This is a genomic window from Paenibacillus sp. YN15, from assembly GCF_003285005.1.
Lineage (GTDB): Bacteria > Bacillota > Bacilli > Paenibacillales > NBRC-103111 > Paenibacillus_AR.
Map to the genome: position 1 here is coordinate 123,340 of NZ_QMFA01000016.1, position 13,674 is coordinate 137,013.

The 13,674-nt window shown below is 56.1% G+C and carries 12 protein-coding genes; 7 read left to right on the forward strand and 5 right to left on the reverse strand.

Annotated elements, in window-relative coordinates:
* Position 1 precedes the first annotated feature (1 nt).
* The 3 genes from DQG13_RS14875 to DQG13_RS14885 are packed head-to-tail and all read right to left on the reverse strand — an operon-like array spanning position 2 to position 3,149.
* Positions 2–1,039 carry a FecCD family ABC transporter permease gene (locus tag DQG13_RS14875; protein ID WP_113020571.1) on the reverse strand — a complete coding sequence of 346 codons (1,038 nt, stop codon included), beginning with the start codon at positions 1,037–1,039 and terminating at the stop codon, positions 2–4.
* A complete protein-coding gene (locus DQG13_RS14880; protein WP_113020572.1) occupies positions 1,036–2,076 on the reverse strand; it encodes a FecCD family ABC transporter permease in 1,041 nt (346 codons plus the stop codon). Before DQG13_RS14880 ends, DQG13_RS14875 begins: the two co-directional genes overlap by 4 nt.
* Positions 2,073–3,149, reverse strand: coding sequence for an iron-siderophore ABC transporter substrate-binding protein (locus DQG13_RS14885; protein WP_113020573.1), 1,077 nt, complete (start codon positions 3,147–3,149; stop codon positions 2,073–2,075). The genes DQG13_RS14880 and DQG13_RS14885 overlap by 4 nt, the downstream gene beginning before the upstream one ends.
* Before the next feature lie 221 nt (positions 3,150–3,370).
* Here DQG13_RS14885 and DQG13_RS14890 point away from each other — a divergent pair, with 221 nt between their 5' ends.
* On the forward strand, positions 3,371–4,573 hold the full coding sequence (locus DQG13_RS14890) for a macrolide family glycosyltransferase (RefSeq protein ID WP_113020574.1): 1,203 nt from the start codon (positions 3,371–3,373) through the stop codon (positions 4,571–4,573).
* 47 nt (positions 4,574–4,620) lie between these two features.
* Here DQG13_RS14890 and DQG13_RS14895 read toward each other — a convergent pair whose 3' ends face one another.
* Positions 4,621–5,640, reverse strand: coding sequence for a DUF3231 family protein (locus tag DQG13_RS14895; RefSeq protein WP_113020575.1), 1,020 nt, complete (start codon positions 5,638–5,640; stop codon positions 4,621–4,623).
* A 108-nt stretch (positions 5,641–5,748) separates the two neighbouring features.
* Between DQG13_RS14895 and DQG13_RS14900 the strand changes: the two genes are divergently transcribed.
* On the forward strand, positions 5,749–7,344 hold the full coding sequence (locus DQG13_RS14900; RefSeq protein ID WP_113020576.1) for an amidohydrolase: 1,596 nt from the start codon (positions 5,749–5,751) through the stop codon (positions 7,342–7,344).
* Between the two features lie 50 nt (positions 7,345–7,394).
* Here the strand turns inward: DQG13_RS14900 and DQG13_RS14905 are convergent, their stop codons facing one another.
* Positions 7,395–8,792 carry a cobyrinic acid a,c-diamide synthase CobB gene (locus DQG13_RS14905; protein WP_113020577.1) on the reverse strand — a complete coding sequence of 466 codons (1,398 nt, stop codon included), beginning with the start codon at positions 8,790–8,792 and terminating at the stop codon, positions 7,395–7,397.
* A 185-nt stretch (positions 8,793–8,977) separates the two neighbouring features.
* Between DQG13_RS14905 and DQG13_RS14910 the strand changes: the two genes are divergently transcribed.
* The 5 genes from DQG13_RS14910 to DQG13_RS14930 all read left to right on the forward strand — a co-directional run bounded on the left by DQG13_RS14910 (position 8,978) and on the right by DQG13_RS14930 (position 13,572).
* Positions 8,978–10,465, forward strand: coding sequence for a copper amine oxidase N-terminal domain-containing protein (locus DQG13_RS14910; RefSeq protein ID WP_113020578.1), 1,488 nt, complete (start codon positions 8,978–8,980; stop codon positions 10,463–10,465).
* A gap of 12 nt (positions 10,466–10,477) precedes the next feature.
* Positions 10,478–11,398 carry an N-acetylmuramoyl-L-alanine amidase gene (locus DQG13_RS14915; RefSeq protein ID WP_113020579.1) on the forward strand — a complete coding sequence of 307 codons (921 nt, stop codon included), beginning with the start codon at positions 10,478–10,480 and terminating at the stop codon, positions 11,396–11,398.
* 124 nt (positions 11,399–11,522) lie between these two features.
* The gene (locus DQG13_RS14920; protein ID WP_113020580.1) at positions 11,523–12,314 is read left to right on the forward strand and encodes a ZIP family metal transporter; all 792 of its coding nucleotides are present in this window, start codon (positions 11,523–11,525) and stop codon (positions 12,312–12,314) included.
* Between the two features lie 97 nt (positions 12,315–12,411).
* Positions 12,412–12,891 (forward strand): pyridoxamine 5'-phosphate oxidase family protein, encoded by a 480-nt coding sequence (locus tag DQG13_RS14925; RefSeq protein WP_309472238.1) that lies wholly within the window; start codon positions 12,412–12,414, stop codon positions 12,889–12,891.
* A 72-nt stretch (positions 12,892–12,963) separates the two neighbouring features.
* Entirely contained in the window at positions 12,964–13,572 is a 609-nt protein-coding gene (locus DQG13_RS14930) for a hypothetical protein (RefSeq protein WP_181592755.1), read from the forward strand.
* Positions 13,573–13,674 lie beyond the last annotated feature (102 nt).

Sequence of the window (13,674 nt, forward strand, 5' to 3'; positions counted from 1 at the left end):
CTTAGAAATCTCCCTTTCGATTCATCCGGATTAGCAAGAAGATCAGATACGGCGCTCCCAGGATACCGGTCATGATACCTACAGGGTATCTGACGGCAAAGGCAAACTGCCCGATGAGATCTCCCGCCAAAACCAAAATCACTCCAACCAAACCCGACGGAATGACGTTTGAGAAGGAGAAGCCGACGCCAACCAGTCTTTTTGCAATCGGTCCCGAAAGGAAGGCGACAAAGGCGATGGGACCTGTGGTTGCGGTAGCCAGGGCAATCATGCAGACAGAGCTGACGATGAGCGCAATCCTGGTCCTGTCCGTATTTACGCCGAGAGAAGTGGCGGATTGCTCTCCAAGCTCCAGCACCGTCAAATGCTTGCCTAACAGGATGATGATAGGCGCACAGACGAAAACCGTAACCGCCAGCGGCGGAAGCTCATGCATTTGGGAACCGTTGAGACTGCCGCTGAGCCATCTGAGGGCTGCAGGGATATCCTGCTGTGCGCCTACCAGAAGAAGATAGGAGATGACGGCATCCAGCATGGCCTGTACGCCGATGCCCACCAGGATTAAGCGGCCGACGGCGAAGGACGAGCCTCTGGATAAAAAATAAATGACCACTACCGTCGCAAGACCGGCAATAACAGACGCTACGGAAACAACGGCCCCGCTGGCATGAAGCACCGTGATGCAGAACACTGCCGCAGCGCTGGAGCCGGAGGTAATGCCGATGACATTGGGGTTGGCAAGCGGGTTGCGCAGCATGGTCTGGAAGGTGCTCCCGGCCACGCCGAAGGCAAACCCGGCGAACAGACCAGCCAGCATACGCGGCAGCCGAATAGTATTTACGGCGAAGGAGACCCCTTTGATCTGCTCGCCCATCAAGGTCCGGATCACATCCTTGACCGGGTAAATGGTGCTTCCCATAAGCAGCATGGCAATGCAAAGCGCACATGAAAGCAGGGCAAGCAATCCAGTAACCAGAACCCACCGGCGGCGTCTTTGGCGTCTGCCCGCCATAATAAAAGCAACAGTTTGATTATTCATAATGACCGCACTTTCGATCGCATGGCTAATAGGATAAGTAACGGGGCCCCGACAAACGCCGTCACTACACCCACCTCCAGCTCTCCGGGGCTGCCCAGCAGCCTGCCGATTACATCGGATATGGTTAGAATAACGGCCCCTGAAACGGCTGACATGGGAATGACAAAACGCAAATCGGAGCCAAGCATAAGCCGGGTGGCATGGGTGGCGATCAGCCCGACAAAACCGATGGGGCCGGCCAAAGCCGTGGTGGCTCCGCACAGCAGAACCCCTGCAAGCGCCGCAACCAGCCTCAGTACGCCGGTGCGGACACCCAAGCCGGTGGCTACATCATCGCCCAACGCCAACGCATTCAGCGCGGGGGCGGTAACAATGGCAGCCAATATGCCAAAAGCCAGAAACGGAGCGAAGGTGGCAATCCCGTTCCAGGATGCCGAACCCACGCTCCCTACCTGCCAAAACCGGAATTGATCCATAACATAAGACCGGGGAATCATAATCGCGCTGACCAGAGAGGCCAAGGCGGCGCTGGTGGCCGCACCGGCCAAGACCAGCTTAATAGGGGTAGCCCCGCCGCTCCCCATGGACCCGATCCCGAATACAAATACGGCGGTAATCGCCGCACCGGCCAAAGCCAGCCAGATGTACTGGTTGGCGGTGCTGATATTCAAAAATGCAATGCCGCACACCACAAACAAGGATGCGCCGGTATTCACGCCCAGAATGCTAGGGTCGGCAATCGGGTTGCGGGTGACAGACTGCATCAGCGCGCCGGATACGCCCAGGGCGGCACCGCTGAACAGGCTGAATACAGTCCGGGAAATCCGCTTGCGGACGATATTGGCTCCATAGGTGTCAATATCCGGATGGAACAATCCGTCCATAAGCTCCTTCCATCCCACCAGCCGGGAGCCCAGGACCAGGGAGGCAAGCACGCATACGCCCACCAAGATCAGACTGGCCGCCAGGACCAGCGGGAAATGCTTGGGGATATGCGGGCTTGCCCATTTGGTTTTGGAGTCGGATGGATTACTCATGGGAGCTTGCTGATGGCTCCTGCAATTAAGCCCAGATATTCATCAATGGTATAAGCGATGGACAGCGGATTGGGATTTCCGGAGGCCGCCAGCGGAGTGCCGTTGCCGATGAACACAACGGAGCCTCTTTGGATCGCCGGAATTTTGCCCAGCAGGGAGTCCGCCTTCACGGCTTGGTACAGGTCTTCCCCGCCGTAGCCGATGATGATGTCCGCATCGTAAAGAACATCCGCATTCTCAGCGCTCAAATTCAGGGAGTAGGCGGTAGGGTTGGTGATTTTTTTGGTTACACTCTCCGGATATACCATGCCCAGCTCGATCAGGAAAGCGCCCCGCGGGTCCACAGGCGTATATACATGCAGCTTGGACATGTCCTTGGCCGAGAAGTTAACCCAGGCGACCTTCTTGCCCTTCATCTGGGGATACTTGCTGGCCTTCTCCTGGATAAGAGCTTCCGTGTCCTTAATCAGCTTTTCGCCTTCCGCCTTCATGCCCATGCCGGTGGCGTTATACAGAACCTGATCCCGCCAGGTGGTGGACCATGCAGTGGTCTGGTAAGGCACAACCGGGGCAATTTTGCTCAGGATTTCATAGTCTTCCTTAGTAATGCCGGAGTAAGCGGCGAGAATAACGTCCGGGTTGGAGTCGGAAATAGCCTCAAAGTCCAGGCCGTCCGTGTCTTGGAAAATGTTGGGCTTGTCTACGCCCATTTCCTTCAGCTTCTTGGCGGTCCAGGGCAGAAGTCCGCTGTCATCCTGCACGCCGAAGTTGGCTGCCGAGAAGCCTACAGGCACAACGCCCAGGGCGAGAACAACATCATGGTTGGCCCACTGAATGGTGGCAACCCGCTCGGGTTTTTTGGGGATGGTGGTTTCGCCGAAGGCATGTTTGATCACAATGGGATATTGGGTGGTATCTTTGGGGGCTTGGGAGCTTGCAGGCGCTTGGGTGTTCGCAGCCTGAGACGGAGCAGGCGATGAGCCGGATTGCTGCGAGGCGCAGCCGGCCAGCAGGATCATGACCATAGTTGCGATGAGGATCGTTTTTAGTGAATTGTGCTGCTTCGTATTCATTCTCATACCCTTCCTTGTCATGAACTGTATTTTTTTGAAAAACCAATCAATTGATAATGATTCTCGATTTCAAATATAAGTTTTATTGGACAAGATGTCAATAGTATAAATATGCATTCCGATGGGATCAGAGTGTTATGGAGGACCATTTTGCAGGTATGGTACACTACATGTGACCGCATCATCTTTTTAAAGAATTGCAGTCTAAGGGAGTGACGGGAATGGCCCGTGTTCTATTTATCAACGGTGGTTCAGAAGGACATATCAACCCGACGCTGGGCGTGGTGCAGGAGCTTGTTGCCCGGAGGGAAGAGGTTGTGTACATATGCATCGAGGCATTCCGGGAGCGTGTGGAGAAGGCAGGGGCGTCCGTGTTGACATTCGACGGTCAAAAGTTCATTCAGGCCTTTGTTTCCGGCGGGAGAGAGGCGGTACAGGAACGGGTCAACGGGCTTTTGCTTACGGCCGATGTCATCCTTCCCCGTGTGCTTGAGCAAATCAAGGGACAGCGCTTTGACTACATCCTTCATGATTCCATGTTCGGATGCGGACGGTTGTTTGCCCAAATTCTGAAGCTGCCTGCCATCAGCTCATGCACCACCTTTGTCCAGACTGAGGAAGCCTTCGGCGGAATGCTGGACCAATCTTTGCGGCGGCTCCCCTCAGAGCGGGCTCAGTCCATACAAGATACATTTTTGCGCCTGACGGCGGGGGGAAAAGAAAGGTACAAGGTGGAAATCCATTCGCCTTACGAGGTGTTTTGCAATCCTGCGCCGCTGACGCTTGTTTACACCACCAAGGAGTTTCAGCCGGATGGGGAGGCCTTCGGGGAAGAGTATGCATTTGTAGGCCCGTCCATTGCTCCGCGGCACTCCCGGGAGGACGCTCTTTTTGCCGAATTGAAGGGGACAAGCCTCATTTATATATCGCTGGGAACGGTTTTTAACCAGGCGGTTGGTTTTTATAAGCTATGTTTGCAGGCCTTGGGGGATACGGAGCATACGGTGGTTTTGTCCATTGGGGATAAGGTGGCTGTCGCCGATCTGGGAGCCATCCCGGGGAACTTCATGGTGAGGCAAAGCGTTGCGCAAACGGAAATCCTCCGGCATACCAAGCTGTTTATTACTCATGGGGGGATGAACAGTGTTCATGAGGGGCTTTACAATGGGGTGCCGATGATTGTTATCCCGCAAAGCGCGGACCAGCCGGTGATTGCCGGGCAAGCGGCCAAGGTGGGAGCAGGTCTGCCGCTGCATATGCAGAGCCTGACGGCAGGCCAGCTGCGTCAAGCAGTGGATGAGGTGTTAAGCCGCCCCTCCTTCCGGGAAGCAGCTGCCGCCATGCGGGAATCCTTCCGCAGCTCAGGCGGGGCCAGGCAGGCGGTAAACGAGATTTTCCGGTTTAAGGAGCGGCATCGGATTTGAGTTATCCCAACCCTGGATGTGGGCGCTTCATCCCAATGGGGAACCCGTCAGGTACTCTGGTTCAGGGCCAGGGATCTCCTGTCGATGGCTTGCGGCTGTTGCTCCAGCCAACCGTATTTCACCAGAATGTTGTAGCAGATTGCCCCGGCCTGCAGAGCATGGTTGGATACCTGCCTGTAGTTGAGAATGATGTCGGACCGCAGACTGGCTCCCATTGCCGAACCGTAATACGAAAGCGCCGTATTCACCAAAAAAGCGGCGTGGAACATCATCAGCTTATCTGAGAAGGGGCTGATCCGGGAATCCGTAATTTCATCATCCCACCGCGGAGGCGCCGTTAGGTCATCCTGCCGGATCAGTTGGTCAAAGCTGTCGGCATCCTTTTCCGCCAATTTAACATTCTTCAGCATGAAGTCACGGACATCCTCGTTTGCCGCCACCTGACTGAAGGCCAGGCTGAGGGTGCGGACAAACCCTGTTTTTTTGGAGTTAAAGATCAGGCTGCTGATTTCCGAGCTATCCAGCGGCCGTTTGTCCCCGATCAGGTTGGAGAGAAATCCCGTATTTTGGATCAACTCCACTTCCCGGGGAGACGGGACAGAGGGGATGCCTGAAAATTTGGGCTGTGTCCGGGCCAATACCGTAATGGCTTGAAACAATTTTTTGGCGGAGATTATACATTCCAGAAAGTAATCCTGAAGCTCCTCCCGCTCGCAGCATGAAAGAGCCAAACTGTATGCAGTTAGCCCGTGAATGGTCATGATGAAGGTGTAGTACAGCAAAAACGGGTCTGAAAAGAGGCGCGGAGCCTCAAGGTTGACATCACTTTCCGCAAACCCTTGGGGAAGCTGGAAGTGGGCTTCGTTCAGAAATCCGCTAATTTTGGACAGATGGTGTTCTGACGATTCCAGGGCATATTCCAGAACGGGCTTGATTTTTTTGTCCTCCACGGTAGCGAGAAAGTACTTGTAGACACATACTGCCATGCTGTCGCCGTTATATTGAAGCCATAGTGAGGAAATTTCGGCAGCCGATAAAAGCTTTGTTTTCGTGTTTTCTGAAAACATATGAATCCCCCCTAATAAGTTGCTTAATACCTATTCTGTGGAAATCGAAATGAAATATGTATGCGTAAAAGAGTTTATGGTGAGGACTTCCTAGGAGGAGGATAAAAAATGGCTGGAACATGGTTTTTTGGGGGGCGCAGCCCGTATCCGGGGCAGGAGGAGCAATCGGTGTCCATCTACTGTGAGGAGGGCAAAATCCGGGCAGCGGGTACGGACCGGGAGCTTGAGCTGCTGCTGAGCGGGAAAAACGCGGCGCGTGTGGATCTGGACGGCGGTTATGTGCTGCCGGGTTTGGCGGATTGCCACATGCACCTGTCCATGCAGGGGATGAAGCTGGCGGCGCTGGATTTCAGCGGAGCCGCCTCGAAGGAGGAGATGCTGCGCCTTCTGAAGCAGCGGGCGGATGCAACGCCGCCGGGGGAGTGGATTCTTGGCCTCAACTGGAACGAAAATGCTTTCCGGCCGGCAGTGGCTCCAACCCGGGATGAGCTGGACGCCGTCACAACCCGGCATCCGGTGCTGCTCACTCGCGTATGCTATCATTCCTGGCTGGCCAATACGGAGGCCTTCCGCCGTGCCGGAGTCGGCGAAGCCGCGGTTGACTCGGCCTCCGGCGGGTACGGGCGGGATGAGGCGGGCAGGCTGAACGGACGCATCTATGAGGATGCGGGGCTGGCCTTCCAGGCCGCCGTGCCGGAACCGGATTATGCCGAGAAGAAGGCTTGCATCCGCCGGGCGGCCCAATATGCCCTGTCACTGGGGCTTACCGCCGTTCATACGGATGATCTCCGTTTTTTGGGGGATGTGGATACGATGCTGCGAATATACCGGGAGCTGCGGCAGGAGGGAGTTCTCCTGCGCACCCATCAGCTGGTATATTATCCGCATCTTGCGGAGGCCAAGGCCATGGGCCTGCAGGCGGGAAGCGGCGGCGAGTGGCTGCGCATCGGCGCCGCCAAGGTGTTTGCCGACGGCGTGTTGGGCGGGCGGACCGCCTGGCTGAGCGAGCCGTATGCGGATGCGCCGGGCCAATCCGGCTACCCGATCCATACGCCGGTGGCATTCGCCGCCATTGTCCGGGCGGCCCGGGCTGCCGGGTTTCCCGTTGCGGTTCATGCCATAGGCGACGCTGCCGTGGATCTGGTGCTGGCGGAGCTGGAGCGCCAGCCGCTCCCGGCAGCGGCCGGGCTGCCCGACCGGCTCATCCATGTCCCGGTGCTGCGGGATGACCAGTTGGTCCGGATGGGCCGGCTCCGGCTGGCGGCAGATATCCAGCCGCCGTTTGTCACCGGCGACTATCCATGGGTGCTGGAGCGGCTGGGGCAGCGCGCCGTCCACCGTTATGCGTGGCGGACGCTGCTCTCCGCCGGCATCCCCTGCGGCGGCAGCAGCGATGCGCCCATTGAGCCGCCGTCGCCGCTCTATGGGCTGTACACCGCCGTGGCCCGCCGCAGGCCCGGCGAAGCCCACCCGGGCTACGAGCCCGGGGAGCGGTTGACCCTGGCGGAGGCCGTCCGCCTGTACACCTACGGCAGCGCCCAGACAGCGGGTGAGGAGGGGGAGCGGGGGCTGCTGGCCCCGGGATATGGAGCCGACTTCACCGTGGTGGACAGGCCGTTTGCCGACGGCCCGGAGGAATGGCTGCGCATGAAGGTGCGGCGGACTGTCGTAAATGGACAGACGGCGTATGAGGGGGATAGGTAAAGCAGCCTGCGGCAGGGAAGCGGTTTATGTTTCTACATCAATGGCTCAGCTTACTCTTCCCTCCGGCTGCGGCAAAACGCCAGCCAACGCTCCACCATGATTGGATTGGAGGCAAAATGGAGATGCGTATAGCCCGCTACGGTGTTTTTGTATAAGAAACCTTCGGGGGCAGCCCCTTTTCTGCCGGTGACTGTATATGCATGGGGAAAGGCGGCCTGCCCGCCATCCTCGGGAACATAAACCGAATAATGAAATTCATGCCCGCGGGCGGTTTGTCCCTCCGGCAGAAGCGGGTTGCCTGCTGCCCCCGCCGCCTCCCGGTAACCCATGGCGGCCAGTTGGGTCTGCATCACCGTTTTCCCGGGAAATACGCCCGCCATCTCATGAACGCTGCCATCCGTTTGCGTCAGGGATCGGCATAAATACATAAACCCGCCGCACTCCGCAATCACCGGCAGACCGTCTTCGACGGCAGAGCGGATGGACCGGGCTGTGTCCCGGTGCTGGGCCAGTGTCCCGGCATATTCCTCGGGGAAACCTCCGCCGAAATAGAGCCCGTTCGTATGCTTCGGCAAGAGCTCCCCGGCCAACGGGGAGAAGAATATCAGCTCCGCGCCGTAATGCTCCAACAGCTCCAGATTTTCCGGATAATAAAAATGAAAAGCCGCATCCCGGGCTACGGCGATCCGCAGCTTGTCCGGCTTCGAAGCGGCGGTGCAGGCTGTATCGGGAAACAGGCTGCTGCCAGCTTCCAGCTCGGGCGCTTCCGCCAGCCTCCACACGGCCTCAAGATCTACTCCGGCCGCCACATGTGCCGCCAAGCTTTGAAACAAAGGAGCCAAATCTCCCCGCTCCAAGGAAGGGATAAGACCCAAGTGCCGCTCTGGTATGGAAATTCCGCTGTTCCGCATCAGGCAGCCTACCACGGGAATGCCGCATTTCTGCTCCACCGCTTGCCGGATCAAAAGACCGTGTCCCTGGCTTCCCGTCCGGTTGGCAATCACCCCTGCAATGCGGACGCCTTCGCCGGCCATGGCCTGGAATCCCTTGACCACAGCGGCGGCGCTCCGCCCCATGCCGGAGACATCAACCACCAGCAGTACGGGCGCTCCAAGCAAAGCGCCGACTTCTGCCGTGGACCCTTCGTCGGACCGGGCGCTTTTGCCGTCGAACATCCCCATCACACCCTCAATAATGGAAATATCCGCATCGCGGCTGCCCCGGGCATAGATTTCCCGCAGTACGGCGGGGGTCAGCATCCAGCTGTCCAAATTGCGGGAGCTGCGGCCGGTAATGGCCGTGTGGTAGCTGGGATCGATATAATCCGGCCCGCACTTGAAGCCTTGAACCGTCAGCCCTTGCTTGCGAAAAGCCCCCATCAGCCCCAGGGCAACCGTAGATTTTCCCGAGCTGCTGCCCGTTCCTGCAATAATGATTCTTCGATTCATGTCGATCCCCTCACTGATTCGTTGTTGCGATAAGCGTATATTCACCAGAGCGCCACTATTTCCTGCAAACCGGTGTCCGGATTGTCGGAGTGCTGGATTTTTTCTATGGCAAATCGGATAGCTCTTCCATATAATGAAAGCTGGACATCATATTAGAAAATATTAGAGAGGGCGGAACCGTCTCCATGGGAAAGAAAGGGATCGTATTTCTGGTGAGCTGTGCAATGCTTTTCAGTCTTTATATGCCTGCTGCGGTTAAAGCCGCCGAAGCAACCGTGATGCTAAAGCTGGACGACGCCAATGCGACAGTAGGAGACAAAGCCTATTTGCTGCAAAGCCCGCCTGTGCTGGTGAATAATGTAGCCCTGGTTCCCCTCCGGTTCATTGGGGATGCCTTGGGAGCCTCTACGGTATGGGACGGAGATACACAAACCGTAACCATGACCAGTGCGGGCAGCACCATTGTGTTAAGCATCGGATCGGAGGAAGCGCTGGTAAATAACCAGCCGGTTATCTTGGATCAGCCTGCCGCAATCAGGAATGAAACCACCATGGTGCCCTTGCGGTTCATTGCAGAAGCGCTGGGACAAACGGTTGCATTCAATCAGGAGCTTCAAACCATTACGTTGTCAAAGCATACGTCGGCCTCTCACTCTGCAGGCAGCCCCCAAAAGCTCTCCTCTCCAACCGTAGATAACTTGATCCCGGACCCGGAAGCCGGCAAAGCGTTCCCGTATGCCACAACAAGGCTGATTGACGTGGCGGTGGATAAAAAGGGCAGCGTATACTCTCTTCAAAAGGACCCCAACACCGGGTACATGGTTAAAAAGGTTGAGCCGGAAATCGGACGCACCAACATCGTGTTTCATATAGATGCCAAATTGAACTTCGAGTACGACGATATTATGCACAATAGTTATTTTACGGGGTCTACTGTTTTAAAGAAAACTTTCGTATATTCTCAGTTCTATCCCACCCGGTTATACTATAACCGTGATCTGGATCAAATGTATGTTTTGGATGGGGGATTAGCGTACTCCTTGGAGCCTGAAGTGAAATTGGCCACCCACCCTTTCACCCTCCGGGCTATGCTGCCTCATGATGTGGATTATTTCGGCTCAAGTATGGGAAAAACATTTTTTTCACCCATGTTTGAAACTGTAGACGGAGAGACGTTCTATTGGGGAGGAGATCGGGTAATTTACTCCAGTCTCAAAGGCGGCGGCACTCAATTTGTAACGAAAACCTTTATTGAATCCAACAGTGAGTTAATATCCACAGTGAACAATAAAACTATCTATACCTACGAAATGCGTACAGGGATTATCTCACAGCTTACAGATACAGCCCTCAAGCGGGTGGCTGAGGTTCCCATCGAGGGTGCTCTAAACTGCATCGGCGAAAACGGCAATTTCTACGTGATGACCGCAGATAAAATTTACAAAATCACATTGGACGGAAGCATATCCATACTGGTAGACAGGAAAGAGCTTACTTTTAACAAAGGACTCTATAAAGGCAAGGGAAAGGACTATGAACCTATTCATACGGCCGATCCTGCTAATCTTTCCTTTTATACAAACACCCGCTTCACGGTAGATGAAAAGGATAACGTAATTCTGATCGACGAATCCAGCAGAATGATCCGGAGGATTAATGTTTATCAGGAATAAGGGGAACAGACCATGACTGTCATTGGATGGCGTGCGAAATATGTGTATCTGATTCTGGCGGCCTTGCTGCTGGCCGCCTTGCTTCCGGGGACTGTCGGCGCAAAGCCGCAGAATCAGCAGACGGTGTGCGTGGACCCGGGCCACCCGCAGTACGGGAATAATGCCCTGGAGCCTGTTGCTCCGGGTTCCAAAGAGATGAAGGCCAAGGTCAGCTCCGGCACCCGGGGAGTGAAGACCCAAAAGCCGGAGTATGTGCTGACTCTGGAGGCTTCCCTGCTGCTGAAGGAAAAGCTGGAGTCCTTCGGCTATCAGGTAGTGATGACCCGCGAGTCTCATGATGTGGATATTTCCAATGTGGAGCGGGCCCAAATGTGCAATGCTGCCGAAGCGGATCTGGCTGTCCGCATCCATGCCGACGGGGCCGAGTCCTCCAAGGCCCAGGGCATCTCCCTTCTGTATCCGGCATGGACGGAGGAAAGCGGCGAGGTGTTCAACCGGAGCAAGGAGGCTGCCGGGTTTATTCTCCGCCAAGCCGTGGATGCCACCGGAGCAGCTTCCAGAGGAACCGTGCCCCGCTCCGATCTCACCGGCTTCAACTGGTCAACGGTGCCTTCGGTTCTGGTGGAGATGGGCTTTATGACCAACCCGGATGAGGATGCGAGGCTGTCCGACCCGGATTACCTGGACCGGTTGACGGAGGGGATTGCCGTTGGCATCAATTTGTCCTTGGCTTCCCAAGTGGATAGTGAGGAAGCGGCTGGGGAATTTGCTCTCGACCTCACCGCCAACACCCAACTCTATATCTATTCCGATGGTAAAATGACGCGCACCCGTTACGCGCTGTCCCCCCAGACGGTATATGCCTCCGCCAAAAAAGGCAGCTGGGCGAGGGTAAATACATGGGTAGGCCAGCTGTGGGTATATGTGGAATAGCAGCGGATATGCAGGCCGGTTGCGCAAAGTTGGCATTCCCGGTTGCAAAGCGGAATAAGCTTCGAATGAATGGCAAGTATGCTATAATGCTGGTGTTACAACCTTGTGCGGATAGGGTGGGAATATGGCGGAATCAATCATTTGGGCGGCAAGCGGCACGGGATTTACGTTTTTGATGACAACCTTGGGAGCGGCTATGGTGTTCCTCTTCCACAAAACCATGAGCGGCAAGGTGCAGAAGATTTTTCTCGGCTTTGCAGCGGGCGTGATGATTGCGGCATCGGTCTGGAGCCTGCTTATTCCGGCCATTGAAGAAGCGGAGGCCAATGGGCAAATGGGCTGGATTCCCGCAGCCGGGGGATTTGTGCTGGGCATTGTCTTTTTATACGGGCTGGATCGGCTGATTCCCCATCTTCACCCGTCAGGCAACACCTCGGAGGGAATGTCCACCTCCATGAAACGCACCTCCTTGCTGGTGCTGGCGGTGACCTTGCATAATATCCCCGAGGGAATGGCGGTGGGACTGTCCTTTGCCTTGGCTGCACAGCAGGGGGACACGGCCTCCTATGCCTCCGCCTTGGCGCTGGCCATCGGCATCGGCATTCAGAACTTCCCGGAGGGGGCGGCTATTTCCCTGCCTTTGCGCCAGGAGGGGATGAGCACCCGCAAGGCCTTCGTTATGGGCAGCATGTCCGGTATTGTAGAGCCCATCTTCGGCCTGCTGGCCGTGCTGGTGGCAAGCGCCATTATGCCGTATATGCCCTGGCTGCTGGCTTTTGCCGCAGGGGCTATGATGTACGTGGTGGTGGAGGAGCTGATTCCGGAGGCCCATTTGGGCGAACATTCCAATGTGGGCACCTTCGGGGTGATGGGCGGTTTTCTGGTGATGATGATTTTGGATGTAGCCCTGGGGTAGCTGGAACAGGCATCCCGGCCAATTGAAGCGATATCCGGGACGGCTGGCGGAAAGATATTGACATTCTGACGACTATTGCTAAAAGAAGGTGCTACCTATGGATAAACTGGATGTTCAGTCCTATGCGGTTCAATCCCTGGAGGAATTGCGGACACTGGTGGGGACGCCCCATGAAGCCGTCGTCAAAAAAAGCATCGGCATGATCAGCGACGAAGCCAAACGCTTTATCGATCAATCTCCTATGATGTTTCTGTCCACCTCCAGCCTGGACGGAGCCTGCGATGTTTCACCGCGGGGCGACAAACCCGGCTTTGTCCATGTGGCCAATCCGCAGCAGCTGGTTATTCCCGAGCGTCCCGGCAACAAGCGGGTGGACTCCTTATGCAACATTCTGGACAATCCCCATGTGGGTCTGCTGTTTATAATTCCGGGCTTTGAAGCATTCCGGGATCTGGGAGCGGGACAGCTGGCCGGCCAAGGAGCAGCTTCCTTCCTCCATGGAGATTTTTCAGGCCCATCTGAAGCTGAGCGGCTATACCGGGCAATAAATTCGAGGCCGATAGGGGGAGCCTGTTGAGCAGGTGACTCATGCCAAACCGCTCTTTCCTTCATAGCTTACACTAGATCTGTCCGGAAGGGATGATGGAGTGTGAGGCATGGCAGGAAAGAGCTTGTTGTGGTGATCAAAAAACCGGGAAGCAAAATCGTGTCGAGGATTCCGCTACGAGGAATGGACCGGGTGGTATTTGTTTATAACCGGCAGTTTACCAATGCTCCGAATACCACCCAGATTGCCAGCGGAGCGGGAAGAAGCGGCGCAGCCGGAAGCAATGCGGCCATCGGTTCCGCCAACATCTGGCAGCAGGAGAGTGTAGGGGCAGGCGGCAAAGCCTTCAACAGAGGCGGAGCGTTGCCTCGGCGGTCTGCCCGGCAGCGCCGCCATGGAGAAAAATCCCGTGCAGTCCGGGAAAAGGAGGCTGTTATTGTGCTCAATGAGCAGGTAGTGAAGCTGGCCAGGCGCAATCTTCAGTCCTCCGCTACTCAAGTGGCCAGCGGCGGAGGGCGGTACAGCGCAGGCGGCACCAACGCCGCCATTGAAAGCGTGGGAACCCGGCAGCAGCAGGCGGTTGGCGGAGGCAGCGGAGGCGTGGGCGCCAATAAGCTGGCTGCTAGGACGGGGAAAGGGCGGCCTGTCAAAGAGAAGGGACCTCCCAGGAAAACCACCGGGCCCAGACATAACAGAGGCCGAAAGGCATAGACTCTTTTCCCGCTGCCCCGTGCAGCGGTTTTTTTGCCATATCAGAAAGTATAAAATCTTGAGGTGTAGAAGCCCTTTCTAAGAAATTTTGGTAAGATAGAG

What these genes read in the sequence shown, in the direction of transcription:
- DQG13_RS14925 (WP_309472238.1), top strand. Translation starts at nt 12,412, where the DNA reads ATGGATAAACTGGATGTTCAGTCCTATGCGGTTCAATCCCTGGAGGAA.
- DQG13_RS14890 (WP_113020574.1), top strand. Translation starts at nt 3,371, where the DNA reads ATGGCCCGTGTTCTATTTATCAACGGTGGTTCAGAAGGACATATCAAC.
- DQG13_RS14920 (WP_113020580.1), top strand. Translation starts at nt 11,523, where the DNA reads ATGGCGGAATCAATCATTTGGGCGGCAAGCGGCACGGGATTTACGTTT.
- DQG13_RS14895 (WP_113020575.1), bottom strand. Translation starts at nt 5,640, where the DNA reads ATGTTTTCAGAAAACACGAAAACAAAGCTTTTATCGGCTGCCGAAATT.
- DQG13_RS14905 (WP_113020577.1), bottom strand. Translation starts at nt 8,792, where the DNA reads ATGAATCGAAGAATCATTATTGCAGGAACGGGCAGCAGCTCGGGAAAA.
- DQG13_RS14885 (WP_113020573.1), bottom strand. Translation starts at nt 3,149, where the DNA reads ATGAATACGAAGCAGCACAATTCACTAAAAACGATCCTCATCGCAACT.
- DQG13_RS14880 (WP_113020572.1), bottom strand. Translation starts at nt 2,076, where the DNA reads ATGAGTAATCCATCCGACTCCAAAACCAAATGGGCAAGCCCGCATATC.
- DQG13_RS14875 (WP_113020571.1), bottom strand. Translation starts at nt 1,039, where the DNA reads ATGAATAATCAAACTGTTGCTTTTATTATGGCGGGCAGACGCCAAAGA.
- DQG13_RS14915 (WP_113020579.1), top strand. Translation starts at nt 10,478, where the DNA reads ATGACTGTCATTGGATGGCGTGCGAAATATGTGTATCTGATTCTGGCG.
- DQG13_RS14900 (WP_113020576.1), top strand. Translation starts at nt 5,749, where the DNA reads ATGGCTGGAACATGGTTTTTTGGGGGGCGCAGCCCGTATCCGGGGCAG.
- DQG13_RS14910 (WP_113020578.1), top strand. Translation starts at nt 8,978, where the DNA reads ATGGGAAAGAAAGGGATCGTATTTCTGGTGAGCTGTGCAATGCTTTTC.